The sequence below is a fragment of the Hymenobacter lapidarius genome, from assembly GCF_001816145.1.
Classification (GTDB): Bacteria; Bacteroidota; Bacteroidia; order Cytophagales; family Hymenobacteraceae; genus Hymenobacter; species Hymenobacter lapidarius.
Genome location: NZ_MDZB01000067.1, coordinates 25,004 through 48,146 on the forward strand (window position 1 = coordinate 25,004; position 23,143 = coordinate 48,146).

Here is a 23,143-nt window from a genome sequence, read left to right on the forward strand (position 1 = left end):
AATTGAAAATAACCCAATTCATGAAATACCCCGAATACAAGCAGCCGCTCAACTACGGTCAGCTCGGCGAGGACATCCTCGCCTGGTGGAAGGAGCACGGCATCTTTGAAAAGAGCGTGAGCAGCCGCGAAGGCCAGTCCACGTTCGTGTTTTACGAAGGCCCGCCTTCGGCCAACGGCGCGCCCGGCATCCACCACGTGATGGCGCGCACGGTGAAGGACATCTTCTGCCGCTACCAGACGCTGCTGGGCAAGCAGGTGCCCCGCAAAGGTGGCTGGGACACCCACGGCCTGCCCATCGAGCTGCAGGTGGAAAAGGAGCTGGGCATCACGAAGGAGGACATCGGCCACAAAATCAGCATTGCCGACTACAACCAGCGCTGCAAGGAAACCGTGATGCGCTTCAAGGCGCAGTGGGACGACCTGACCGAGAAAATGGGCTACTGGGTCGACCTCGACGACCCCTACGTGACCTTCGAGCCCGAGTACATCGAGAGCTGCTGGGCGCTGCTCAAGCGGCTCTACGACAAGGGCCTGCTTTACAAAGGCTACACCATTCAGCCCTACTCGCCGGCGGCAGGCACTGGCCTTTCGTCGCACGAGCTGAACCAGCCCGGCACCTACAAGGACGTGAAGGACACGACCGTAGTAGCGCAGTTCAAGGTGAAGCGGGATGCGGCTTCTGAGAAGCTTTTCGCAGCTCCAGTTTGGGAAAGACCAAATGGCGATTCTCCAACAGATGTATTCATCTTGGCTTGGACGACAACCCCTTGGACCTTGCCTGCTAATACTGGACTAGCGGTAGGTAAAAACATTCCGTATGTCGTTGTTCGTACCATTAATCCATACACGAAGGAGTATATCCGGGTTGTTTTGGCGAAAGCACGGGTAAAGAGTTACTTCTCTGAATTCACTGAAAAAGGTAAGACTACCCCATCAACTTATTCAGATTGGGGAAGTCCGGAGAGGCAGATTCCATGGGAAATCGAAGCCGAATTCACTGGCGCTGACCTCATCAATATTCACTACGAGCGACTGTTCGGTACCAAAGAGGGATTCCCCAATTTCGAAGGGGAGGAGCGGGCTTTCCGGGTCATCAACGGCGACTTCGTGACCACAGAGGACGGCACCGGCATCGTGCACATCTCGCCCACGTTTGGCGCCGATGACTTCCGGGCCGCGCAGCTGGCGGATATCCCGGCGCTGATGGTGCCGGATGCCGAAGGCACGCTCGGTCCCATCGTGGACCGGACGGGCCGCTATGTGCCCCAAATGGGCGAGTTTGCGGGCCGTTGGGTGAAGAACTACGACGGCCACGACGAGTCCGGCGCCGACTACAAAACGCTGGACGAGAGCATTGTTATCAAGATGAAGGGCGACGGTACGGCCTTTAAAGTGGAGAAGTACGAGCACACCTACCCACACTGCTGGCGCACCGACAAACCCGTGCTTTACTACCCGCTCGATTCCTGGTTTATCAAGACCACGGCGGTGAAGGACCGGCTCATCGAGCTCAACAAAACCATCAACTGGAAGCCCGAAAGCACCGGCACCGGCCGCTTCGGCAACTGGCTGGAGAACTTGGTAGACTGGAACTTAAGTCGCTCGCGCTACTGGGGCACGCCGCTGCCCATCTGGCGCACGCAGGACCGCACCGAGGAAATCTGCATCGGCAGCATCGCCGAGCTGAAGGTGGAGATTGACAAGGCCGTGGCGGCCGAAATCATGACCCACAACCCCTACGCCAACGGCGAGAAAATCGACCTGCACCGGCCATACGTGGACGATATTTTCCTCGTCAGCCCCACCGGCCAGCCTATGTACCGCGAGGCCGACCTCATCGACGTGTGGTTCGACTCCGGAGCCGTGCCCTACGCGCAGTGGCACTATCCGATTGAAAACGCCGAGAAATTCCAGAAGAATTTCCCCGCCGATTTCATCGCCGAAGGCGTGGACCAAACCCGCGGCTGGTTCTTCACGCTGCACGCCTTGGCTGTGATGCTGGAAGACTCAGTGGCCTTCAAAAACGTGATTGCCAACGGCTTGGTATTAGCCAAAGACGGCCAGAAAATGAGCAAGCGCCTCGGCAATGCCGTCGACCCGTTTGCCACCATCAAGCAGTTCGGACCCGATGCTACCCGCTGGTACCTCATCGCCAACGCGCCACCGTGGGACAACCTCAAATTTGACCCGGCCGGCGTGACCGAAGTGCAGCGCCGTTTCTTCAGCACGCTCTTCAATACGTACTCATTCTATGCGCTTTACGCGAATTTGGATGCGTTCGAAATGAACGAGAAATCCCGCGTCCCGCACGCCGACCTGAGCGAGCTGGACCGCTGGATTCTGAGCAAACTGCAGTCGCTGATTGCCGAAGTGCGCGGCCACCTGGATAGCTACGACCCCACGAAAGCCGCCCGCGCCATCCAGGATTTCGTGACCGACCAGCTCTCGAACTGGTACGTGCGTCTCTCGCGCCGCCGCTTCTGGAAAGGCGAATTGACGACCGATAAACGCGCCGCCTTCGAGACCCTAAACGAGTGCTTGCAAACCGTGGCGCAGCTCATGTCGCCCATCGCGCCCTTCTTCGCTGAGTGGCTGTACCGCAACCTGACCTTTGGTGAGTTTAGAGTTAAAAGTGAAGAGTTAGGAGTTGAAAATTCCACAACTCTTAACTCTCAACTCTTAACTCTTAACTCCCCCGAATCCGTGCACCTAACGCTGCTGGTGGAAGCCGATGCCACCCGCATCGACCCCAAGCTGGAAGAGCGCATGGAGCTGGCCCAACGCATCAGCTCGCTGGCCCACTCGCTGCGCAAAAAGTCGGTGCTGAAGGTGCGCCAGCCCCTGCAACGCATCCTAGTGCCGGTGCTGAACGACACGACCAAGGAGCAAGTCGGCCTCGTGGAGGACTTGATTTGCGCCGAAATCAACGTGAAGCACGTCGAATTCCTGGATGATTCCAGCGAAAGCGGTGTGCTGGTGAAGTCGGTGAAGCCCAATTTCAAGCGCCTCGGCCAGCAATACGGCCCGCGTCTGAAGGCCGTGGGTGCCCGCATCCAGGCCATGACGGCCGCCGAAATCTCCAAGCTGGAGAAGGAGGGAAGCCTCGCCGTGGAGGTTGATGGCCAGCCCATTACCCTGGCCCCCGACGATGTGGAAATTCGAACCGACGACCTGCCCGGCTGGCTCGTAGCCACCGACGGCCCTCTCACCGTGGCTCTCGACGTGACCCTGACCGACGAGCTGCGCCAGGAAGGCCTGGCCCGCGAGCTCGTGAACCGCCTCCAGAACCTGCGCAAAGACTCGGGCCTGGAAGTGCAGGACAAAATCCGCGTCACGCTGGCCGACCAGCAGCCTGAGCTCACCGCCGCCGTAGCCGCGTTCGGCGACTACATCCGCACCGAAACGCAGGCCCTCGCCCTCACCTTCGCCGCCGATGTGAGCGGCGGCTCGGTGCTCGAATTTGACGACTACTCCGTGCTGGTTCTATTGGAGGTCGCAACTAGTTGATAATGAGTGACTCGTTGGAGCCGCAAAACTCCAGCGAGTCCTCAGCCGCACAAACACCTAATAAGCTCGTCTTTGGCCGTATAAAACCTCAGATAATCAGTTATAAAAGGTATAAAAAAGCGATAATAATATCATCCGCCGCTACTGCCATTTTCGGCACCGCCTGAATGCACCCAACCCTCTCCAATCGCCAGCAATCCGCCGCTAAATTCTTCCTGCTGGCTCTGCTCATTATTATCATCGACCAACTCTCGAAGTGGGCCGTGCACGCTTACATGCAGCCCGGCATGGCGGGCGAAATCCCCGTTTTCGGCAACTGGTTCAAGCTGCACTACACGCTGAATCCGGGCATGGCGTTTGGGGCCGAGCTGCCGGCGCCCTACGGCAAGCTGGTGCTGACGGCTTTTCGCCTGGTGGCCGTCTTTGGCCTGAGCTACTACATTATTCGCCTCTGCAAGCAGCGCGCTTCGGGCGGCTACATCGCCTGCATGGCCCTGATTATGGGCGGTGCCGTGGGCAACCTGATTGACTCGATTTTCTACGGCATCGTCTACAGCAATGCCCCTTTTGCCTCGCCCACGCGCTGGTTCTACGGCCAGGTGATTGACATGCTCTACGTGGATATCTACGAAGGCTTCCTGCCCCAAAACTGGCCGCTGCTGGGAGGGAAGTACGTTTCGCTCTGGCCCATCTTCAACATAGCTGACGCCTCCATTTTCGTCGGCGTGGCCTTGATTCTGCTCAATCAGAGCCGTTTTTTCAAGCAGGAAGAGCCGATGACTGCCCCCGGCGAGCCGCTGGTAGCTCATGATTCAGAAAATCTGGCGTAGCGGGCTGTACCGTGGACTCTGCGAGTCTGCGCGTGAGCCGGTCGCCCTCCGCGTCAACCTCACCCCCTGACCCCCTCTCCCGCGGAGAGAGGACACCGGTTCGGACCAAGCGTAAAAAAGGGCCTGGCGCATTGCGCTAGGCTTTTTTTACGCTCTGGAGTTCGTCAGAAGCAAGACCGGTATCCCCTCTCCGCGGGAGAGGGGGGCAGGGGGTGAGGTGAACGTGGAGGGCGACACTTCTTGCCGTTCTTTGCAGCCCCAACTCGCTCCGCAATGCACCCAATTACTGCTTCCCGCCCGCATTCCGCCCTCAAATTCTTCCTGCTGGCCCTCATTATCATTGCGCTCGACCAGCTCTCGAAATGGGCCGTGCACACCTATATGCAGCCCGGTTCGGCTGGCGAAATCCCCGTGCTCGGCCAGTTTGCCAAGCTGAATTACACGCTGAACCCCGGCATGGCCTTCGGGGCCGAGTTGCCCGCCCCATACGGCAAGCTGGTGCTCACGGCTTTCCGCAGCGTGGCCGTGGTGGGGCTGATTTACTACATCATCCGCCTCTGCCGGCAGCGTGTGGCAGCCGGTTACATTGCCTGCATGGCCCTCATCCTCGGCGGGGCGCTGGGCAACCTCATCGACTCGATTTTCTACGGCGTCATCTACGATAATGCCCCGTTGGGTTCGCCCACGCGCTGGTTCTACGGCCAGGTCATCGACATGATTTTCGTGCCGCTGTACGTGGGGTATTTCCCCGAATCCTGGCCCCTTATCGGCGGCAGCTACAGTAGCGGCTTCCCCATCTTCAACATCGCCGACTCGTCCATCTTCATCGGCGTAGCCTTGATTCTGCTCAACCAGAGCCGCTTTTTTAACGAATCGCAGCCGGTAGCCGCCCCGCACCACGAAAGCGCGCCCTTAGTCGTGCCAGACGCTGAGAAGCTGGCGTAGTAGGGGAGGTAGGCCGTCATGCTGAGCGAAGTCAAGCATCTCTATCGCGTGACTAATCCTATTCAATCTGTGGTAGAGATGCTTCGACTTCGCTCAGCATGACGTTCTTGCTTAATAAAAACCACGTTTTACATACATGCAGACGCTTACCCTTTTTCTGCTTAGCATTTGGTTCACTCACACCTTTGCCCTCGTCATCTATAACAAATACCGAGTTAAGCAGCTCATCAAATACATAAGTTTAAGCAGGGGCAGAGAACTGTCAGAACATGAGTTTCTAGAGCTTCTGGACAATTACACTTCTTTTCTGGGCTATTCTTCATTCTCCCCAAGCAAGAAATATTACCCGCGTCTCTACACAAATCAAGAATTTGCAGCATTCGCCAACAGGTCAAAAAGCACAATGATTTACTTGTTTTCAGCTTTGGCAGTGGGCATAATTGGAAGCGTCGTTGTTGATTCTTTGCAACGATAGATACGCCGCTCAAACATTTCCGAAACCCTAGATTCCCTCCGTGCCCAACCCGCTGCTCTCCGTTTCCAACCTCACCATTGATTTCTCCAGCCACCGCGGCGACGTGCGGGCCGTGGACAACGTGTCGTTTGAGTTGCACCGGGGCGAAACGCTGGCCATTGTGGGCGAATCCGGCTCGGGCAAATCCGTAACCTCGCTGGCGCTGCTCGGACTCATTCCGATGCCACCCGGCCGCATTGCCAGCGGCCAGGCCCTCTTCCAATCCGAAAAACTGGGCGAAACCGACCTGCTGAAACTCTCCGAAACCGACCTGCGCCAGGTGCGCGGCAACGACATCGGCATGATTTTCCAGGAGCCGATGACCTCGCTGAACCCCGTGTACACCTGCGGCAGCCAGGTGGTGGAAGCCCTGCGCCTGCATACCGACCTCAGCGCGCCCGCCGCAAAGGCCCGCACCATCGAGCTGTTCAGCGAGGCGCAGTTGCCGCGCCCCGAAAGCATCTTCGGCAGCTACCCGCACGAAATCTCGGGCGGCCAGAAGCAGCGCGTCATGATTGCCATGGCTATGGCGTGCCGCCCGGCCCTGCTCATCGCCGACGAGCCCACCACGGCCCTCGACGTGACGGTGCAGGCCCAGATGCTGCGCCTCATCGACGACCTGCGCCGCCAGCGCAACACGGCGGTCCTCTTCATCACCCACGACCTCGGCGTGGTGGCCGAAATCGCCGACCGCATTCTGGTGATGTATCGGGGCAAGGTGGTGGAGCAGGGGAGGGTGCTGGATATTTTTTCAAATCCGCAACATCCGTATACAAAAGGCCTTTTGGCGTGCCGTCCGCGCCTCTCGGTGGGCAAAAAACGCCTCCCCGTAGTGGCCGATTTCATGAGTGAGGACGCCAGCGGGCAGCTTTTCGCCCAGCCCGCGCCCGTGGTTGCGCTGGAAGATGAGGCACTTACGGATTCCTCGCCCGAAATCGAAGCCCAGCAGTTACGGGATAATTCCGGTACCACCAAAACGTTCCCCGTGGAACATGGCGTTTTGGGTGATGTTCCACGGGTGGGCGGTTCCGCGCAGGCGTTCACCTCACCCCCTGACCCCCTCTCCACGGGAGAGGGGGCACCGGCTCTGCGCGACGAACCAGCAGCCGTTTCAGAAGAAGCTTCGGCGGCTGCTGATTCTTCTGTTTCAGATTCTGCTCTGGCTTCTCCCCATCTTCCGATTCAAACTCCAACTCAGTCGTCAGGCTCTCCCTCTCTGCGGGAGAGGGGGCTGGGGGATGAGGTGAACGGGACCGCGCCCCTCCTCGAAGTCCAGAACCTCCAAGTCTACTTCCCCCTCCGCAAAGGCTTCTTCCGCCGCGTCACCGATTACGTCCGTGCCGTCGACAACGTCAGCTTCACGCTCTACCCCGGCGAAACCATCGGCCTTGTGGGCGAATCCGGCTGCGGCAAAACCACCCTTGGCCGGGCCCTGCTTCGCCTCACGGAACCAACGGCGGGCAGCATCCTGTTTGAAGGCACCGATTTGGCGAAGCTGTCGAGCGGGGACTTGCGCCGCCGTCGGCGCGAATTCCAGCTGGTGTTCCAGGACCCCTACGCCGCGCTGAACCCGATGCTGACCGTGGGCGAAGCCATTTGGGAACCCATGCGAGTACATAACGTGGGCGGCACGCGCCAGCAGCAAAAGGCCAAAGTGCTGGAGCTGCTGCGCACCGTGGGGCTGCGCGATGAGCATTTCCAGCGCTACCCGCACGAGTTCAGCGGCGGGCAGCGGCAGCGCATCTGCATAGCCCGGGCGCTGGCTTTGCAGCCCAAATTGATTGTCTGCGACGAGTCGGTTTCGGCCCTCGATGTCTCGGTGCAGGCGCAGGTCCTGAACCTGCTCAACGACCTCAAACGCGAGTTCGGTATCACCTATTTATTCATCACCCACGACCTGTCGGTGGCCCGGTTTATGAGTGACCGGCTGCTGGTCATGCACCAGGGCCGCATCGTGGAGAGCGGCCCGGCTGCGGCTATCTACGCCAACCCGCAGCACCCATACACCCAGGGCCTGCTGGCCGCTATTCCCAAGGATAGTCTGGCCGACATCGAAGCCGCCGTGGCTTCAAGATTGTAGCGCAGGCTTTAGCTTGCGCCCCGAGCCACGGGCTTCAACCCGATGCGCCCGCTCCAGGGAGGCCCGGCTTCGGCTTTTCTAATATTACCAAATGCGCAAGCTGAAGCCTGCGCTACAACCTCCCGGCCCGGCTCGCGTTTCACTAAGTGGCGCGGCCCCGCCGCCAACCTCATTTTTCCGCTCTCGCCGCCTGCGACCAATCAACTTTTCGGCGGCCGCTTTTTTACATGAATACCCCCGAAAACCCCAAGGCTCCCCGCGCCAAGCGCGAAAAGTCCGAACCAACGGCCATCAGCCAGGAACAGGTGCTGAGCGCCTTCACCGAAAACCCCACCAAAGTCCTCGCCTATCGGCAGCTCTCGCGCCGTCTCGGCGTCACGACCAAGGGCCAGCGCGAGGAAATCTTCGCCCACATCAAGGTGCTGCGCAAGCAGGGTCTCATTACGCTGCTGCAGAACGACGAATACCGGCTGGCTGATACCGAAGCGGTGACTACGGCCCTCATGCCTTCTAACGCCCGCAAACCGACCAAAAAAGCCAGCCCGCCGGTGGAGCCGCCCCGCAACCGCTCGGTGCAGGCGCAGTTTGGCCAAGACCCCATTGTGCACCGCCGTCGCGCGGCCGGCTTTGACTACGTGGACGGCGACGACCGTCCCGAGCGCGCGCCGTCTAACACCATCATCGGCACCGTGGATTTGGCCACGCCCAACTTCGCCTTTGTGGTGCCCGAGGGCGTCGATGGTGGCGACGACATTCGCGTGTTCACCGACCAGCTCAAGTTTGCCCTGCAGGGCGACGTGGTGCGGGTGCGATTGCGCAGTGGCTCCCGCGACGGCCGCCCGATGGGCGACGTGGTGGAAGTGCTCAAGCGCGTGCGCCCCGAAGTGGTGGGCCGCATCCAGATTCAGGGCACGCTGGGCTTCGTGAAGGCCGACAACCGCAAGGTGTATTTCGACGTGTTTGTGCCGCCGCATCTGCTGCACGAGTCGCGCAACGGCGACAAGGTGCTGGTTCGCATCACTGAGTTCCCGACCGACCCGAACCGGCAGCCGACCGGCGAGGTCGTCCGCAACTTCGGGCAGGCCGGCGGCAACGAGGCCGAGATAAACGCCATCATGGCCGAGTTCGGCTTGCCGTTTGAATTCCCGGAGGAAGTGCAGACCGAGTCCGAAGGCATCAGCGAGGTAATTTCGGAGGACGAAATTGCCCGCCGCCGCGACTTCCGCAACGTCACCACCTTCACCATCGACCCGGCCGACGCCAAGGACTTCGACGACGCCTTGAGCATTGAGAAGCTGGAAAACGGTCATTGGGAAATCGGCGTGCACATCGCCGACGTGACCCACTACGTGCGCCCCGGCACCGAGCTGGAGCGCGAGGGCAAGCACCGCGCTACGTCGGTGTACCTCGTCGACCGCGTGATTCCCATGCTGCCCGAGCGCCTGAGCAACGGCCTGTGCTCGCTGCGGCCCCACGAGGACAAGCTGACGTTCTCGGCCGTGTTTGAGCTGGACGAAGACGGCAAGCTCTACGAGTCGTGGTTTGGCAAAACCATCATTCACTCCGACCGCCGCTTCAGCTACGAGGAGGCGCAGGAGCGCATCGAGAGCAAAGCCGGCGACCATGCCGAGCACATCAACGTGATGAACGACATGGCGCACAAAATCTGCGCCCAGCGCTTCAAGCAGGGGGCCATCACCTTCGAAACGCAGGAGGTGAAGTTCCGCCTGGACGAAGCCGGCAAGCCCCTGGGCGTGTACGTGAAGGAGCGCAAGGACGCGCACAAGATGATTGAGGAGTTCATGCTGCTGGCCAACCGCAAGGTGGCCGAGTTCGTGTTCAACCTCAAAAAGACCAAGCCGCGCTTCACCATGGTGTACCGCACCCACGACGCGCCCGAGCCCGAACGCCTCCAGACCTTCGCCCTCTTCGCCCAGAAATTCGGCTACAAGCTGAAGCTGGAAAACCCGAAAAAAATCAGCACCGAGCTCAACAACCTCAGCTCCGAGGTGATGGGCAAGCCCGAGCAGAACGTGCTGCAGGGCCTGGCCATTCGGACCATGGCCAAGGCCATTTACAGCACCGAGCCGCTGGGCCACTTCGGCTTGGCCTTCGACCACTACTCGCACTTCACCTCGCCCATCCGCCGCTACCCCGACATGATGGCTCACCGCCTGTTGGAGCACTACCTGCTGGGCGGCAAGAACGTGCCCATCGACCCTGTGGAGGAAGAGTGCAAGCACTCCTCGGCCCGCGAAAAACTCGCGGCCAACGCCGAGCGCGCCAGCATCAAGTTCAAGCAGGTGGAGTTCATGGCCGATGAAATCGGCAACACGTTCAAGGGTGTGGTGTCGGGCCTGACGGAGCGCGGCATGTACATTGAAATCGAGGAGAACAAGTGCGAAGGCATGGTCCGCATCAGCGACATTCCCGGCGACTTCTACGAGCTCGACAAGGACAATTACCGCATTGTTGGCAAGAACAACAAGCGCATCATCCAGTTCGGCGACGAGATGATGGTGGTCGTAAAATCCGCCAACCTGCTCGACCGCACCATCGACTTCGAGCTGGTCGACGACCGCCCCGACGACGTGAAAAAGCGCGAAGCCGACGAGCGTAAGCAGCGCGGCAGCGAGCCCCGCGGCTACCGCGACCACAGCGGCGGCAAGGGCGGAAGTAAGGGCGGCTTTAAGGGCAAGCGCCGGTAAACCTCACCCTTGCCGGGCACGGCCCCGGCCCCTCTCCAAAAGAGAGGGGAGCCTCATGATTTCTAAAGTCCCGACTCAACCCAGAGTCGGGACTTTTTTGTTAATGCCAGCAAAACCAAACCTCCCACTCTAATGCCTCTCGGCTCCCCTCTCTTTTGGAGAGGGGGTGGGGCCGTGCCCGGCAGGGGTGAGGTTTGCCCGCGTGGGTTCGCCCGCGCAATGCCAGGTAAGCCCGTTCTTTGCACCACCTATGACCCCAGCCGACTTCCCCGCTAACATCACCGCCGCCCTCGCCCAGCTCGACTACGGCCAAGCCCCGGAAACCCTCTACGCGCCCATCCGCTACATCATGGGCCTGGGCGGCAAGCGCATCCGCCCGCTGCTCACGCTGCTCGGCGCCCACCTCTTCACCGATGAGCTTGGCGGCATCATCAAGCCCGCTCTGGCCACCGAAGTCTTCCACAACTTCACCCTGCTGCACGACGACCTGATGGACCAAGCGCCCCTGCGCCGCGGCCAGGCCACCGTGCACGAAAAGTGGAACCCCAACGTGGCCATCCTCTCGGGCGACGTGATGCTGGTGCGCGCCTACGAGTTGTTCCTGGACGTGCCGCCGGCGCTGCTGCCCACCATTCTGCAGCGCTTCGGTCAGACGGCGGCCGAGGTCTGCGAGGGCCAGCAGTGGGACATGAATTTCGAGACCGAAGCCCAGGTGAGCATCGCCCAATACCTGGACATGATTCGCCTGAAAACGGCCGTTCTCCTGGGTTTCTGCTTGGAGCTGGGCGCTCGCCTGGCCGGCGCCACAGAGGAGGATGCCGAGCACCTCCGTCAGTTCGGCACCGACATCGGCCTGGCTTTCCAGCTGCGCGACGACCTGCTGGACGTGTACGGCGACGCTGCCACCTTCGGCAAGCGCGTGGGCGGCGACATCGTTGCCAACAAAAAGACCTTTCTGCTGCTCACCGCCCAGGCCCAGGCCAACGAGGCGCAGCAGACCATCCTGCGCCAGCTCATGGCCCAGCCCGTGACCGATGCCGACGCCAAGGTAGCGGCCGTGCGCGCCATCTACGACGAGCTCGAAATACGCCCGCAGACGGAGGCGCTTATCAACGACTACTTCCAGGATGCCCTGCAGCACCTGGAGCGCGTAGAAGCGTCCGTTGAGCGCAAGGTGCCCTTGCATGAGCTGGCGCTCCAGCTCATGGACCGCGAGAGCTAGGCGCCCCGTTTACTTATGCCTGTAGCACATGCTTTCGCTTGTGCCCTCCCTCACTACGCACAAGCTGAAGCATGTGCTATATCCCCAATTCCGTGCTCGACCCTATTATCATTCTCATCGGCCTCACGGTCGCCATATCCGCCTACGCCTGGTCGAAAGACGAGCTCATGAACGCCTGGATACTGGAGCCCTACCGCATGGCCCGCTCCGGCGGCCAGTGGCACCGCCTGCTCACCTCCGGCTTCCTGCACGCCGACTGGGCCCACCTACTCTTCAACATGTTTGCCTTCTACTCCTTCGGTCCGGTGGTGCTCCGCACGCTGGTGGAGGGCTACGGCGAGGGCGCGGGCCTCGGCCTGTTTCTGCTGCTTTACCTGGGCGGCATCATCATCTCCGATTTGCCCACCTACTTCCGCCACCGCAACGACCCCGGCTACCGCAGCCTCGGCGCTTCGGGCGGCGTATCGTCGGTGCTGTTTGCCAGCATCCTGCTGTTCCCGGTGAACAACAACGGCGGCGGCATCATCATCTTCCCCATCCCGATTCCCATTCAGCCCTTCGTGTTCGGCATCCTCTACCTGGCCTATTCCTGGTACATGGGCCGCCGCCGGGGCGACAACATCAACCACGACGCCCACTTCTACGGCGCGCTCTACGGCGTGGTATTGCTGCTGGCCCTCATGCCTGCTGCCGCCCCAGAGTTTGTCAGCCAGATAAGCATGTTTATTCAGTCAAAGCTTTCATAATCAATACTTTGTGTTATTGAATCTGCTTTATTATATCTATTTTCAGGGCGCTGCGTATTTGGGGCAAGTTGTTTCTTTCATTTGACCCTTTCACCATGACAACCCTTCGTCACTTCACTTCGCGTTTGCCGCTCGCGGCTCTGATGCTCCCTTTGATGCTACTGTTCACTTCCTGTGATGGTCGCAATGACAACGGTAGCCTTTCCATCTTTGGCGTGCTTTACGTCATCATGGCCATTGCAGCCTTGGTTAGCCTGCTCAAGCAGGACTGGAGCCTCACCAAAAAGTTTATTTGGGGTGCCATCATCTGGTTCTTCCCCTTTGGCGGTTCTATTATCTACTTCCTGTTTTCAGGTCGGAAGTAATCGCTCAAAAGAATACCAATAAAAAGCCCCGGCCAGTCACTTGGCCGGGGCTTTTTGCTGGGTTGAAGTTACGGGTTGGCACTGCAGCCCAAGCACTAGGCAGACTCTTTCTATTGATTGAGCAGCCGCTTTTTTTCGAGCCGCGCCACGCCGCGCAGCAGTTCGCCGCTGTTCGTAATCTGGGTCATCTGCCAATGGTCGCCCAGGCGGCGCAGCTTCACTTCCACCACCATCGTGGTGTCGTACTTGGGCTGCGATACTTCCAGGCCCACGTAAGCATTGTCGCCTTCCTCGCGGCTGTACTTGATGCCTTTAAACTCGCTGTCGGCGCTCACCACGCGGCTGGCCAGCCCGGTCAGCGAGAGGTTCATCACGCGCTTCGGTGCTGCCTCAGCCGCCGCTTGTAGCGAGCCCGTCTCCACGTAGCGCTCCACCTCTTTGTGAGCCGCTTTGGCCAGGGCCGGCTTCAGCATTCGCAATGCCCCGCCCATCATCATCCCACCGCCCGGCACCAGCGACGCTAGCGCCGAGCCCTGCTGGGCCACGTCGTCCATCAAGTGGCTGGTCACGCTGCTCACGTCCACGTACTTCTTAAATGCGGCCATGTCGTGCGACTGCACGGCCGCCGCCGCCATCACCAGCGCGCCTTCTGGCCCGTTCTTCACGCTCCGGTAGTAGTAGTATCCCCCGGCCCCCAGGGCTATCAGCAATACAAGCAATAGTAGTTTTTTCATGGATGCCTAAGCAATAAAGTTGAGCCACAAAATTACTTCAAACCTTGGGTTTAGACGGTGCTGTCGTATGGCATCCTGCCTCCAGTTGCTGATTGATAGAAAGCGGCAATAAGTCCGGGCATACCATAGGGGTGGGGCGTATTTGTTGCCTTTTGAAGCCTTATCCTTGCGCCATGCTTCCCCCCTCCAATAACCTCCCTGCGCCTTCGCACCCGGAAGTGCACGGCCACCGCGGATGTCGCGGCCTGCGCCCCGAAAACACCTTGCCTGCCTTCCTGCACGCCCTGTCACTAGGGGTCGATGTTATCGAACTAGACGTCGTCATCTCGGCCGATAAACAAGTCGTCGTATCCCACGAACCCTGGCTCAACCCGCTCATTTGCCTCGACCCCACTGGCGAATCCATCCCGTTGGCTGATGGTCGGAACTACAACTTATACCAGCTGCCCTACGCCACCATCCGACGTTGCAACTGCGGCCAGCTTCGTCACCCCAGCTTCCCGGAGCAGGTCTCTCAGCCTGCCCATAAACCTCTGCTGAGCGAGGTGTTTTCTGCCTTGGAAAGCGCCACACTCCGCCTCGGCCGGCCGCCTGCCAAATACTCCGTCGAGATAAAATCCAGCCCAGCGGGAGACAGCCTGTCCCACCCGCCACCACCTGAATTTCTTGCCCTGGTGCTGGCCGAGCTTGCCGCAGCCGAGGTTTTGGAGCGTACTACACTGCTGTGTTTTGATGCGCGCATCCTCCAACTGGCCCACCGCCTACAGCCTGATTTAGCCACTTGCTTCCTGGTCGAAGACCAGTTGCCGTGGGCATCAAGCCTGCACCAACTCGGCTACCTTCCCACCACTTTTGGCCCCAATGCAGCGACCATAACTCCCGCCGCCGTTCATGCTTTGCGGAGAGAGTTTCCCAGCCTCCGCTTAGTGCCCTGGACTGTAAACGACCCTGCCGATATGCTACGCCTGCTGGCTTTGGGCGTGGACGGCATGACAACCGATTACCCGGACCGGTTGCTCTCACTGCTTCCTGCTTAGCAAACGGAATTCCCTGCGTGGTACAAACAGTTATATATGCCTCCTAATCTTGGCCTGCTGTATTCAGCACGCCTTTTTCTTTTTGTAACACAATGCTAAAAAAGAGTTACAAATAAAATATGTAACACAGTAATGATACATAAATTATACATTGTACTTACGTAAAATATGTTTTACATTATACTGTAATGCTATAATTATGTAACCTAAAAACAACACCAAATTTGTTTAATTGATGAACACTGTACATATTTGCATAAGCGTTACACACTGCGTTCATTATGCCACATCAAGGGGAAATCCTTCAGGAAGCCATCAAAAACAGCGGCATTTCCATTACGCGTATCGTAGAGGAACTGGGCATTACACGTCCAACAATCTATCGTAAATTCAAAGAGGAAACAATTGATTACAACTTCGTAAAAAGAATAGGCGAGATTATTAATCACGACTTTTCAAATGACTTTACAGTTGTTCAGCAATCGTCTCTTCCATTTGTACCAACTGGTGTTAAACCTATTGTTACAAGTAGTGTTACACCTCGTGTAACATTTCCCTCAAACATCGAATCTGACTCATCTAAGCAGCTTTTAGTGCTTCAGTCCAAGTACATAGCCCTTTTGGAGTCCTACAATGAGCTCCTGCTAAAAGTGTATGGTCCTAAGTGACAAAAATGTTCCACGTGAAACATTTTTGTTCACGGGTTGGCTAGAGTTTCACCGCGAAAAGGGCGACTATTCACGTGTGAAAGGCGATTTCGATGTCTTGTCGAAATTCAAAAAAACGAAGAGCAGAGTCTAATTGGGTTTATAAGGACAAGCCCAATAAAGCATGCTGTCGCCGCCGAACGTATTGTGGTACTTAGGTAGGGTGCGTACTTTGGGTTCCTATGATTCGGCGATGCAAGCGCCAGGCGCGTAGGCCTTATAAGCCTGCCCGAATAAGAACTGTTATGTGAAGCAGCTAACCTGCGGAACGACTGGCTCTGCTCGGAGGAGGTGGTTTTCTCCACTTGCGGGATAGGCCTAAGTACACAGTGAAAGTGAGTGCGCACTAAGCCAAGTAGCCGCAGAGCAGGACTTCCAATTGCGGCAGAAGCAGGGTGCTGCCACCTCTGCCAATTGCTACACACCGAATGATTCTCTTAAATAAGAAAACGTTGTAGCCTGAATACGCCACCAAGGCGCAGGACATGCAGGGCAAGAGCAAAGCAGCTGCGCAAAAATTCCCAAATCTGGGGGTAGGGCAAGCGATGAAAGCTAAGCAGCCTACAGGAAAATGACTTCTTTAATGACTGTTTCGCCGACCTCAGCGTTGATGAGCTCAGCCACTCGGGTCTTGGCCATGAGTAGCTCGTGCTTGAGGGGCGCGGAAGTGAGGCGGACAAAAAGCCTGCCTTGGTTAACGTAGACTTCTTTGGTCTTTAGAGCAACGGCCTTCCCCATGACCCGCTCCCAACTCGATACCACCGTCACCTCATTAAGCTTGCCCTGGAGGCGGTAAGTCCGCACCAATGCCTCAAGCCCCTCCTTGAGGGAAATGTCGCCGGAGCGAGAAGGGGATGAGGGCTTTTTTACCATGCAGACAGACCAAAAGGAGCAGGCAGAACATCCTGCTTTTGGTGCTGCAAAGGTAGCGCTGCGCAGCGGCTAAACCGGCGCTACGGTTCCATCCTGCACCCGAAACCGGAGGATGGGAATGGTTACCCGTGCCAGCGCCTGGTCGGTTCGTTCCAGGTTGGTATCAGTGAGGAAAACCTGGCCGAAGGTTTCATTGGCTACCAATTCCAGCAGCCGGGCAATGCGCTTGTCGTCGAGGCGGTCGAAGATGTCGTCGAGCAGGAGCAGGGGCTTGTGGTGTTGGATAGCCGCGAGCATCTCGAACTGGGCCAGCTTGAGGGCAATGGCAAAGGACTTTTGCTGGCCCTGAGAAGCGTGGCTTTTCACTGGTTGCTCATCCATCAAGAATACGAAATCGTCGCGGTGGGAACCAGTGGTGCTGCGCTGAAGGGCGAAATCGCGGCGTTCATTATTTCGAAGGAGTTGAGCAAAATCAGCCCCGGGGAGCTGGCTCTTATACGTTAGGGTAACGGCTTCGCGGCCATCGGCCAGCTGCTGGTAGTGGCGTTGGAACAGGGGAACGTACCCAGCCAGGAAGGCTTCACGCAGAACAGTTAGCTGGGTGCCGATGGGAGCCAGCTGCTCATCAAGCGCCAATAAGTAGTCGCGGTCAAAACCATGGCTGGGGCGTTCGCCCTGCTTAAGCACGGCGTTGCGCTGGCGGAGCAGGGCGTTGTAGGAGATGAGCAGCTCCAGGAATTCGTGGTCGAGCTGCGCCATCAGGCTATCGAAATATTTGCGGCGGTCCTCACTGCCCTGCCGAATCAGGTCCGTGTCGTAGGGCGAGATGAGTACGGCGGGGTACTTGCCGATGTGGTCGGCCATGCGCTCGTACGGCTGCTTGTTATGAGTGAGCGTCTTTTTCTGGCCCAGGCGTAGGCTCACCTGAATGGTTTCCGGTTCGGAATCGGAACCTGAAGAGAAATTGCCCTTAACTACAAAGAAATCAGCACCTTGCTTTATGCAAAGGGCGTCCGAGGCAGTTATTGCGCTCTTAGTCAGCGACAAATAGTGAATGGCATCCAGCAAGTTGGTTTTTCCGCTGCCGTTGTCGCCGATGAAGCAGTTCAGGCCGGGAGATAAACGCAGCGCCGCGTCGTCGTAATTTTTAAAAAAAAGCAGCTGCAGGGAGTCAAGGGTCATAAGGTTCGGTATTGCCAGCACTTTTACGTAATTTCGCCCTCCCAACGCGAAATGTTATTTTCCTTTAACGAGCTATGGCAGATACGAAAGTAAAAGCTGCTTCTAAAAAATCGACGGCAACCAAGGGCGCAGTACCTGCGACCAACGGCAAAGCCAAGAGCAAAGCGGCCGCTACCGGCGGTCAGCCCGACCCCGTGCTGCCCGGCACCGACGCGCCCGAAATGGCCGCTTCCGGCACCGACTTGTCGAAGCAGGCCAAGGCCGGTACTTCCTTTCCCAAGGAAACCTATCTGCAGTGGTATGAGCAAATGCAGCTCATGCGCAAATTCGAGGACAAGGCCGGCCAGCTCTACGGCCAGCAGAAGATTAAAGGTTTCTGCCACCTCTACATTGGCCAGGAGGCTTGCGTAGCGGGGCAGGTGTCGGCGCTGGAAAAAGGCGACAAGTACATCACCGCCTACCGCGACCACGCCCACCCGCTGGCGCTGGGTACCTCGCCCAATGCCGTGATGGCTGAACTGTATGCCAAAGCCACCGGCTGCTCGAAAGGCAAGGGCGGCTCGATGCACATGTTCGACAAAGAGGTGGGCTTCATGGGCGGCCACGGCATCGTGGGTGCCCAGGTGCCAATGGGGGCGGGCATTGCCTTTGCCGAGAAGTACAACAAGACCGGCAAGCTTTGTATCTGCTCGATGGGCGACGGCGCCGTGCGCCAGGGCGCCCTGCACGAAGCCTTCAACATGGCCATGCTGTGGAAGCTCCCGGTCATCTTCGTGATTGAGAACAACGGCTACGCCATGGGCACGTCGGTGGAGCGCACTTCTAACGTGCACGACCTCTACAAGATTGGCCTGAGCTACGACATGCCGTCGGAGGCGGTGAACGGCATGCGCGTGGAAGACGTGCACGAGGCCGTGTCCCGCGCCGCCGAGCGCGCCCGCGCCGGCGAAGGCCCCACGCTGCTCGAGTTCAAAACCTACCGCTACAAGGGCCACTCCATGAGCGACCCCGCCAAGTACCGCACCAAAGAGGAGCTGGAAGACTACCGGCACCGCGACGCCATCGAAAGCGTGCGCCACACCATTCTGACCAACAACATGGCCACCGAGGCCGACCTCGAAGCCATCGACGAAAAAATCAAAGCCCAGGTAGCCGAGTCGGTGGAGTTTGCCGAGAACTCACCTTACCCCACGCCCGACGAATTGTACAAGGACGTTTACGTGCAAGCCGACTACCCTTACATCCACGACTAAGTTGGAATAGCTACAAGCTACCAGCCGTTGGGCACTAGCTTCTGCAGACGCCAATAATCCTGATTTCCCCCATAAAAAGCTAGCAGCTGACAGCTAATAGCTAGCAGCTTCTTAACTATGTCGAAGATTCCATTTACTGGCAAAAGCCAGCAGGCCCGCCAGGGGCAACCCGTTCAGGACGTTTCGGCCGACCCGCTGGCGCCCGCCGAAAACCTGGCACCGGAAAACCCGCTGCTCGAAGACCCGGACGCCTTGGCCGCCCGCTTGGTGGAGTCGGAAGACTTCGTGCGCAACAACCGCAACGTGCTCCTGGGCATTTTGGCGGTGGTGGTGCTGGCGGTGGTGGGAGCTTTCGGCTTTTACTACTGGCGCACCACGCAGAACGAGAAAGCACAGGCCACCATGTTCCGCGCCGTGAACAACTGGGAAGCCGACTCGCTCAGCAAAGCCATCAAGGGCGACGGCAAGGCCCCCGGCCTGACCACCGTGGCCAACGAGTACGGCAGCACCAAAGCCGGTAACCTCGCCAACTTCTACGCCGGCGTGGCCTCGCTGAAGCAGGGCAAGTTCAAAGAAGCCCTCGATTACCTCGAAGACTTCAGCTCCGACGACTACCTGGTGCAGAGCCGCGCCTACGCCCTGATGGGCGACGCCCAATTGGAGATGAACAAATCCAAGGAAGCCGCCGACCTCTACGCCAAAGCTGCCGACCACAACGCCAACGAGTACTTCTCGCCCGGCTACCTGCTGAAGGAAGGCACGGCCCGCGAGCTGGCCAACGATAACGAAGGCGCCATTAAAGCCTACGACCGCATCATCAACGAATTCCCAACGGCCCAGGAGGTAGCGGAAGCCCGCCAGTTCAAGGCTAAGCTGGAAGGCGCCAAATAACCAACCAGTCCCTCTACTTGTCATCCTGAGCGCAGCGAAGGACCTTACCGCACCAGAACGCAACCCGTTCCATTGTGCCAAGGTCCGCCGCCGCACTCAGGATGACTGCTTTTAACCCCACTCCCATGGCTACTTCCCTTCAAAACCTCAGCGACTACGACGCCTCTACTTTCATCGACATCAGCGAGAAGCGCTTCGGGCTGGTGGTGGCCGACTGGAACCGCGAGATTACCGACGTGCTGAGCGCCGGCGCCTACGACACCCTGCTCAAGCACGGCGCCACCGCCGACAACATCTACCGCAACACTGTGCCCGGCAGCTTCGAGCTAACGCTGGGCGCCCAGTTCCTGGCGCAGCACGACGAAATGGACGCCGTGATTTGCCTCGGCGTCGTCATTCAGGGCGAGACTAAGCACGACGACTACATCTGCCACGCCGTGGCCCAGGGCATTACCCAGGTAGGGCTGAAGTTCAACAAACCCGTCATTTTTGGTCTCGTGACCACCAATACCCTGGAGCAAGCCTGGGACCGCGCCGGCGGCAAGCACGGCAACAAGGGTGTGGAAGCCGCCGTGGCGGCCATCCAAATGTTAGGTTTTTAGCATTCGAAGGAAAAGCGGCCCTAAATCCCTAACTTTGCAGCCGCAAAAACAAGCCCGCAAATGCTTTAAATTGAGGCGGCAGGCGCATACAAGTGCTCCCAAACCATTTAGCAGCTGGCGATGTTGCCGCTCCATTGCCGAATGGCGCTTCCTTTTCAATTTCATAATTACTATTTACCCTTTCGATGAACGAAGAAAACATCCGCTATTCCCGGGAAGACCTGAGCGAGTTCGACCAGATTATTCAGGATAAACTGACGGCGGCCCGCAAAGAGTTGGCGTTCATCAAGGAAACCCTGACCCGCAGCAACGATTCCGGCACCGACACCACCGCGTCTTCGGCCAAAGTGCTGGAGGACGGCGCCGACACCGCCGAAAAGGAAAGCATGAACCAGCTGGCCTCGCGCCAGATGAAGTTCATTCAGCAGCTCGAAAACGCCCAGGTTCGCATCAAAAACGGCACCTACGGCGTGTGCATCGGCACGGGCAAGCTTATTCCGAAGGAGCGCCTGCGGGCCGTGCCCCACACCCAGCACTCCATCGAAGCCAAAATGGCGCGTCGCGACTAGTCCTCGCGAAGGCTAGAGGCCCGAATCTGTGGGCCGGCGCTGCGGCGGCCGGCTGGCAGGTTCGGGCTTTTGCTTTTATCTTAAGTGAATCATTTCGGCTACTGGGGGCTTTATCCGGTCAGCAGCTGAGAATTCAACTCCGACAACCACGTTTTTCATCATACCGTAGCGATACGGCAAGCACCTCTTCAAGCCATGGGCAAGAAACATTTTTCAGACGATAAGTCGGACCGTCGCGGCGGCCGCAACGCAGGCGGCCCCGGAGGCTTCGGCGGCAACAAAAACGAGCGTTCGAGCCCCGGTGGCCCCGCAGGCCGCGGCGGCGACCGTGACCGTGGTAACGACCGCGGCGGCGACCGTGACCGCGGCGGCTACTCCGCGGCCCGCCCCGGCAATGGCCGTCCGGCCACCAATGGCGCCTTTGGCCGCCCTACCAACGGCGCCTTCGGTGGTGGCCGCAGCAATTCCGGCGACGGCGAGAAGCGCCCCTACGGCAGCAGCTATGGCGGTGGCAACCGCGAAGGCGGCAGCGGCTTTAGTGGTAAGAGCTTCGGCGGCAATAAGGAATACAGCCAGCGCGAGCCCGGTGGCTTCCGCCCCGGCGGCGACCGCCCCCGAGCGCCCCGCGCCTGGGCAAGGAGCAGCGCACCGGCACCAGCTACGGCCGCACGGCCGAGCGCCCCGAGCGTGGCAACGACCGCGGCGAGCGTGGTGGCTTCGGCAATGACCGTGGCGAGCAGCGTAGCCCGGCATCGCCCGATGCCCGTCCTATCCGTCCGTACCAGGCCAAAGAAAACTGGAGCGGCCAGCCCTACCGCCGCGACGGCGAGAAGGCCGTGCCCCGCGGCCAGCCCGGCGAGCGCAACCGCAAGTTTGAGAAAAGCAACCCCAACGAGCAGCCCGAAACCAGCGCGCCCCGCAACAGCGGCAGCTTTGGCCGGAGCACGCCCCGCGAGCCGGAAGATTTCCAGCGCAGCGAGGAGCGCGGCCCGAACCGGCCCATCCGGTCGGCCCGTCCTTTTGAGGCCAACCCGCCGCAGCCCCGCGAGGAGCGCAGCGAGCGGCGCCCCGACTTTGCCGGGGGCAGCGATGCCGACCGCCGCGGCGACGAAGCCGCGTTTGGCCGGAAGTTTACGCCCGGGGCATTTGGCAAGCGCGAGAACACCACCTTCGGCGCCAGCCGCAGCACCGGCGAACGCCCCGGTGCCTACGAGAAGCGCAGCACCGAGAAGTGGGCGCCCGCGCCCGGCAGCTTTGCCGAGCGCCGCGAGGCCCTGAAGGCGCAGGAGCGCGGCGTGCGCCGCTCGGGCACCGGCTACGGCGCCAGCGCCGACAAGCCCCGCGCCGCCCGCCCGGCCGTGCAGGAAAACCGCGCCGACAAGCCCCGCTTTGGCGAGCGTCCCGGTGAGGCGCCTGATTACAAAAACCTGAAGCACTACGAAAACGACAAAACCCGCGGCAACAAGCGCCGCCGCGAGGAAGAGGAAGATTTCGGCACCGACGAGCTGCGCCTGAACCGCTACATCGCCAACGCCGGCATCTGCTCGCGTCGCGAGGCCGATACGCTGATTGCTGCTGGTGAAATCAAGGTAAACGGCGAAGTGGTGACGGAAATGGGCTACAAAGTGCAGCCCGAAGACACCGTGCAGTACGGCAAGACCAACCTCAACCGCGAGAAGTCGGTGTATGTGCTGCTGAACAAGCCCAAGGACTTCATCACCACCACGGAAGACCCCGAAGGCCGCCGCACGGTAATGGAGCTGGTGGCCAGCGCCTCGAAGGAGCGGATTTTCCCTGTGGGCCGGCTCGACCGCAACACCACGGGCCTGCTGCTCTTCACCAACGACGGCGAAGTAGCCCAAAAACTGTCGCACCCTTCGCACAAAAACAAGAAAATTTACCAGGTTGAGCTGAGCCAGCCCCTGGCCGAAGAGGACCTGCGCCAGATTGCCGCCGGCATCGAGCTGGAAGACGGCAAAGCCGTGGTAGACGACGTGGCCGTAGTGGCCGGCAACCCGCACTTCGTGGGCATCGAAATCCACATTGGCCGCAACCGCATTGTGCGCCGCATTTTTGAGCACCTCGGCTACGAAGTGGTGGCCCTGGACCGCGTGCAGTACGCCGGCCTCACCAAAAAGGACTTGCCCCGCGGCAAGTGGCGCTTCCTGAGCGAGCAGGAGGTTATTCGGATGAAGTACTTCCTGTAGCCAGTATAAAATGAGTTTGGAAGAACTCAAAAAGAACGTCATGCTGAGCGAAGTCGAAGCATCTCTACTGCAATAGTAAATCCATTCATCAGGATTACTTACCCGGTAGAGATGCTTCGGCTCGCTCAGCATGACGTTCTTCTTTTATCTCACCTTTGTAAAAAAAAAT

The 23,143-nt window shown here is 59.1% G+C and carries 18 protein-coding genes; 15 read left to right on the forward strand and 3 right to left on the reverse strand.

Annotation, left to right across the window (positions count from 1 at the left end; genetic code table 11):
* Positions 1–20 precede the first annotated feature (20 nt).
* From ileS to BEN47_RS03480, 8 genes are all read left to right on the forward strand, one after another.
* The gene (ileS, locus tag BEN47_RS03440; protein ID WP_070725234.1) at positions 21–3,509 is read left to right on the forward strand and encodes an isoleucine--tRNA ligase; all 3,489 of its coding nucleotides are present in this window, start codon (positions 21–23) and stop codon (positions 3,507–3,509) included.
* A 167-nt stretch (positions 3,510–3,676) separates the two neighbouring features.
* On the forward strand, positions 3,677–4,339 hold the full coding sequence (locus BEN47_RS03445) for a lipoprotein signal peptidase (protein ID WP_070725132.1): 663 nt from the start codon (positions 3,677–3,679) through the stop codon (positions 4,337–4,339).
* Between the two features lie 273 nt (positions 4,340–4,612).
* A complete protein-coding gene (locus BEN47_RS03450; protein ID WP_070725134.1) occupies positions 4,613–5,284 on the forward strand; it encodes a lipoprotein signal peptidase in 672 nt (223 codons plus the stop codon).
* A 515-nt stretch (positions 5,285–5,799) separates the two neighbouring features.
* Positions 5,800–7,878, forward strand: a complete 2,079-nt coding sequence (locus tag BEN47_RS03460) for an ABC transporter ATP-binding protein (protein WP_070725138.1) — start codon at positions 5,800–5,802, stop codon at positions 7,876–7,878.
* A 227-nt stretch (positions 7,879–8,105) separates the two neighbouring features.
* Positions 8,106–10,586, forward strand: coding sequence for a ribonuclease R (rnr, locus tag BEN47_RS03465; protein WP_070725139.1), 2,481 nt, complete (start codon positions 8,106–8,108; stop codon positions 10,584–10,586).
* Between the two features lie 250 nt (positions 10,587–10,836).
* Entirely contained in the window at positions 10,837–11,808 is a 972-nt protein-coding gene (locus tag BEN47_RS03470; RefSeq protein WP_070725142.1) for a polyprenyl synthetase family protein, read from the forward strand.
* 92 nt (positions 11,809–11,900) lie between these two features.
* Positions 11,901–12,554, forward strand: a complete 654-nt coding sequence (locus BEN47_RS03475) for a rhomboid family intramembrane serine protease (RefSeq protein WP_239691491.1) — start codon at positions 11,901–11,903, stop codon at positions 12,552–12,554.
* Between the two features lie 95 nt (positions 12,555–12,649).
* The gene (locus BEN47_RS03480) at positions 12,650–12,919 is read left to right on the forward strand and encodes a PLD nuclease N-terminal domain-containing protein (protein ID WP_070725147.1); all 270 of its coding nucleotides are present in this window, start codon (positions 12,650–12,652) and stop codon (positions 12,917–12,919) included.
* Positions 12,920–13,029: 110 nt separating this feature from the next.
* Here BEN47_RS03480 and BEN47_RS03485 read toward each other — a convergent pair whose 3' ends face one another.
* Positions 13,030–13,653, reverse strand: a complete 624-nt coding sequence (locus BEN47_RS03485; protein WP_070725149.1) for a hypothetical protein — start codon at positions 13,651–13,653, stop codon at positions 13,030–13,032.
* Between the two features lie 173 nt (positions 13,654–13,826).
* Here BEN47_RS03485 and BEN47_RS03490 point away from each other — a divergent pair, with 173 nt between their 5' ends.
* Both BEN47_RS03490 and BEN47_RS20070 read left to right on the forward strand, forming a co-directional pair.
* The gene (locus BEN47_RS03490; protein ID WP_070725151.1) at positions 13,827–14,690 is read left to right on the forward strand and encodes a glycerophosphodiester phosphodiesterase family protein; all 864 of its coding nucleotides are present in this window, start codon (positions 13,827–13,829) and stop codon (positions 14,688–14,690) included.
* A gap of 281 nt (positions 14,691–14,971) precedes the next feature.
* On the forward strand, positions 14,972–15,358 hold the full coding sequence (locus tag BEN47_RS20070; protein ID WP_083322074.1) for a helix-turn-helix domain-containing protein: 387 nt from the start codon (positions 14,972–14,974) through the stop codon (positions 15,356–15,358).
* Positions 15,359–15,958: 600 nt separating this feature from the next.
* On the opposite strand, the gene BEN47_RS03495 is transcribed toward BEN47_RS20070, so the two are convergent.
* Together BEN47_RS03495 and recF are read right to left on the reverse strand one after the other, a co-directional pair.
* Positions 15,959–16,270 carry a DciA family protein gene (locus BEN47_RS03495; RefSeq protein ID WP_070725153.1) on the reverse strand — a complete coding sequence of 104 codons (312 nt, stop codon included), beginning with the start codon at positions 16,268–16,270 and terminating at the stop codon, positions 15,959–15,961.
* Positions 16,271–16,339: 69 nt separating this feature from the next.
* Positions 16,340–17,452: a DNA replication/repair protein RecF gene (gene recF / locus BEN47_RS03500; protein ID WP_070725155.1), complete on the reverse strand. Its 1,113-nt coding sequence runs from the start codon at positions 17,450–17,452 to the stop codon at positions 16,340–16,342.
* A gap of 221 nt (positions 17,453–17,673) precedes the next feature.
* Here recF and pdhA point away from each other — a divergent pair, with 221 nt between their 5' ends.
* The 5 genes from pdhA to BEN47_RS03530 all read left to right on the forward strand — a co-directional run bounded on the left by pdhA (position 17,674) and on the right by BEN47_RS03530 (position 22,974).
* Positions 17,674–18,705, forward strand: coding sequence for a pyruvate dehydrogenase (acetyl-transferring) E1 component subunit alpha (gene pdhA, locus BEN47_RS03505; RefSeq protein ID WP_070725235.1), 1,032 nt, complete (start codon positions 17,674–17,676; stop codon positions 18,703–18,705).
* Between the two features lie 117 nt (positions 18,706–18,822).
* The gene (locus BEN47_RS03510; RefSeq protein WP_125921472.1) at positions 18,823–19,596 is read left to right on the forward strand and encodes a tetratricopeptide repeat protein; all 774 of its coding nucleotides are present in this window, start codon (positions 18,823–18,825) and stop codon (positions 19,594–19,596) included.
* Positions 19,597–19,721: 125 nt separating this feature from the next.
* On the forward strand, positions 19,722–20,198 hold the full coding sequence (ribH, locus tag BEN47_RS03515; protein WP_035559585.1) for a 6,7-dimethyl-8-ribityllumazine synthase: 477 nt from the start codon (positions 19,722–19,724) through the stop codon (positions 20,196–20,198).
* Positions 20,199–20,383: 185 nt separating this feature from the next.
* Entirely contained in the window at positions 20,384–20,767 is a 384-nt protein-coding gene (locus tag BEN47_RS03520; RefSeq protein WP_070725157.1) for a TraR/DksA family transcriptional regulator, read from the forward strand.
* 836 nt (positions 20,768–21,603) lie between these two features.
* Entirely contained in the window at positions 21,604–22,974 is a 1,371-nt protein-coding gene (locus tag BEN47_RS03530; RefSeq protein ID WP_070725161.1) for a pseudouridine synthase, read from the forward strand.
* The last annotated feature ends 169 nt before the right edge of the window (positions 22,975–23,143 follow it).

Excerpts from the sequence above, each read along its gene's own strand:
- ribH (WP_035559585.1), top strand. The coding sequence starts at position 19,722 with ATGGCTACTTCCCTTCAAAACCTCAGCGACTACGACGCCTCTACTTTC.
- ileS (WP_070725234.1), top strand. The coding sequence starts at position 21 with ATGAAATACCCCGAATACAAGCAGCCGCTCAACTACGGTCAGCTCGGC.
- BEN47_RS03485 (WP_070725149.1), bottom strand. The coding sequence starts at position 13,653 with ATGAAAAAACTACTATTGCTTGTATTGCTGATAGCCCTGGGGGCCGGG.
- rnr (WP_070725139.1), top strand. The coding sequence starts at position 8,106 with ATGAATACCCCCGAAAACCCCAAGGCTCCCCGCGCCAAGCGCGAAAAG.
- BEN47_RS03520 (WP_070725157.1), top strand. The coding sequence starts at position 20,384 with ATGAACGAAGAAAACATCCGCTATTCCCGGGAAGACCTGAGCGAGTTC.
- BEN47_RS03495 (WP_070725153.1), bottom strand. The coding sequence starts at position 16,270 with ATGGTAAAAAAGCCCTCATCCCCTTCTCGCTCCGGCGACATTTCCCTC.
- BEN47_RS03450 (WP_070725134.1), top strand. The coding sequence starts at position 4,613 with ATGCACCCAATTACTGCTTCCCGCCCGCATTCCGCCCTCAAATTCTTC.
- BEN47_RS20070 (WP_083322074.1), top strand. The coding sequence starts at position 14,972 with ATGCCACATCAAGGGGAAATCCTTCAGGAAGCCATCAAAAACAGCGGC.
- recF (WP_070725155.1), bottom strand. The coding sequence starts at position 17,452 with ATGACCCTTGACTCCCTGCAGCTGCTTTTTTTTAAAAATTACGACGAC.
- pdhA (WP_070725235.1), top strand. The coding sequence starts at position 17,674 with ATGGCCGCTTCCGGCACCGACTTGTCGAAGCAGGCCAAGGCCGGTACT.
- BEN47_RS03445 (WP_070725132.1), top strand. The coding sequence starts at position 3,677 with ATGCACCCAACCCTCTCCAATCGCCAGCAATCCGCCGCTAAATTCTTC.
- BEN47_RS03480 (WP_070725147.1), top strand. The coding sequence starts at position 12,650 with ATGACAACCCTTCGTCACTTCACTTCGCGTTTGCCGCTCGCGGCTCTG.
- BEN47_RS03470 (WP_070725142.1), top strand. The coding sequence starts at position 10,837 with ATGACCCCAGCCGACTTCCCCGCTAACATCACCGCCGCCCTCGCCCAG.
- BEN47_RS03490 (WP_070725151.1), top strand. The coding sequence starts at position 13,827 with ATGCTTCCCCCCTCCAATAACCTCCCTGCGCCTTCGCACCCGGAAGTG.
- BEN47_RS03510 (WP_125921472.1), top strand. The coding sequence starts at position 18,823 with ATGTCGAAGATTCCATTTACTGGCAAAAGCCAGCAGGCCCGCCAGGGG.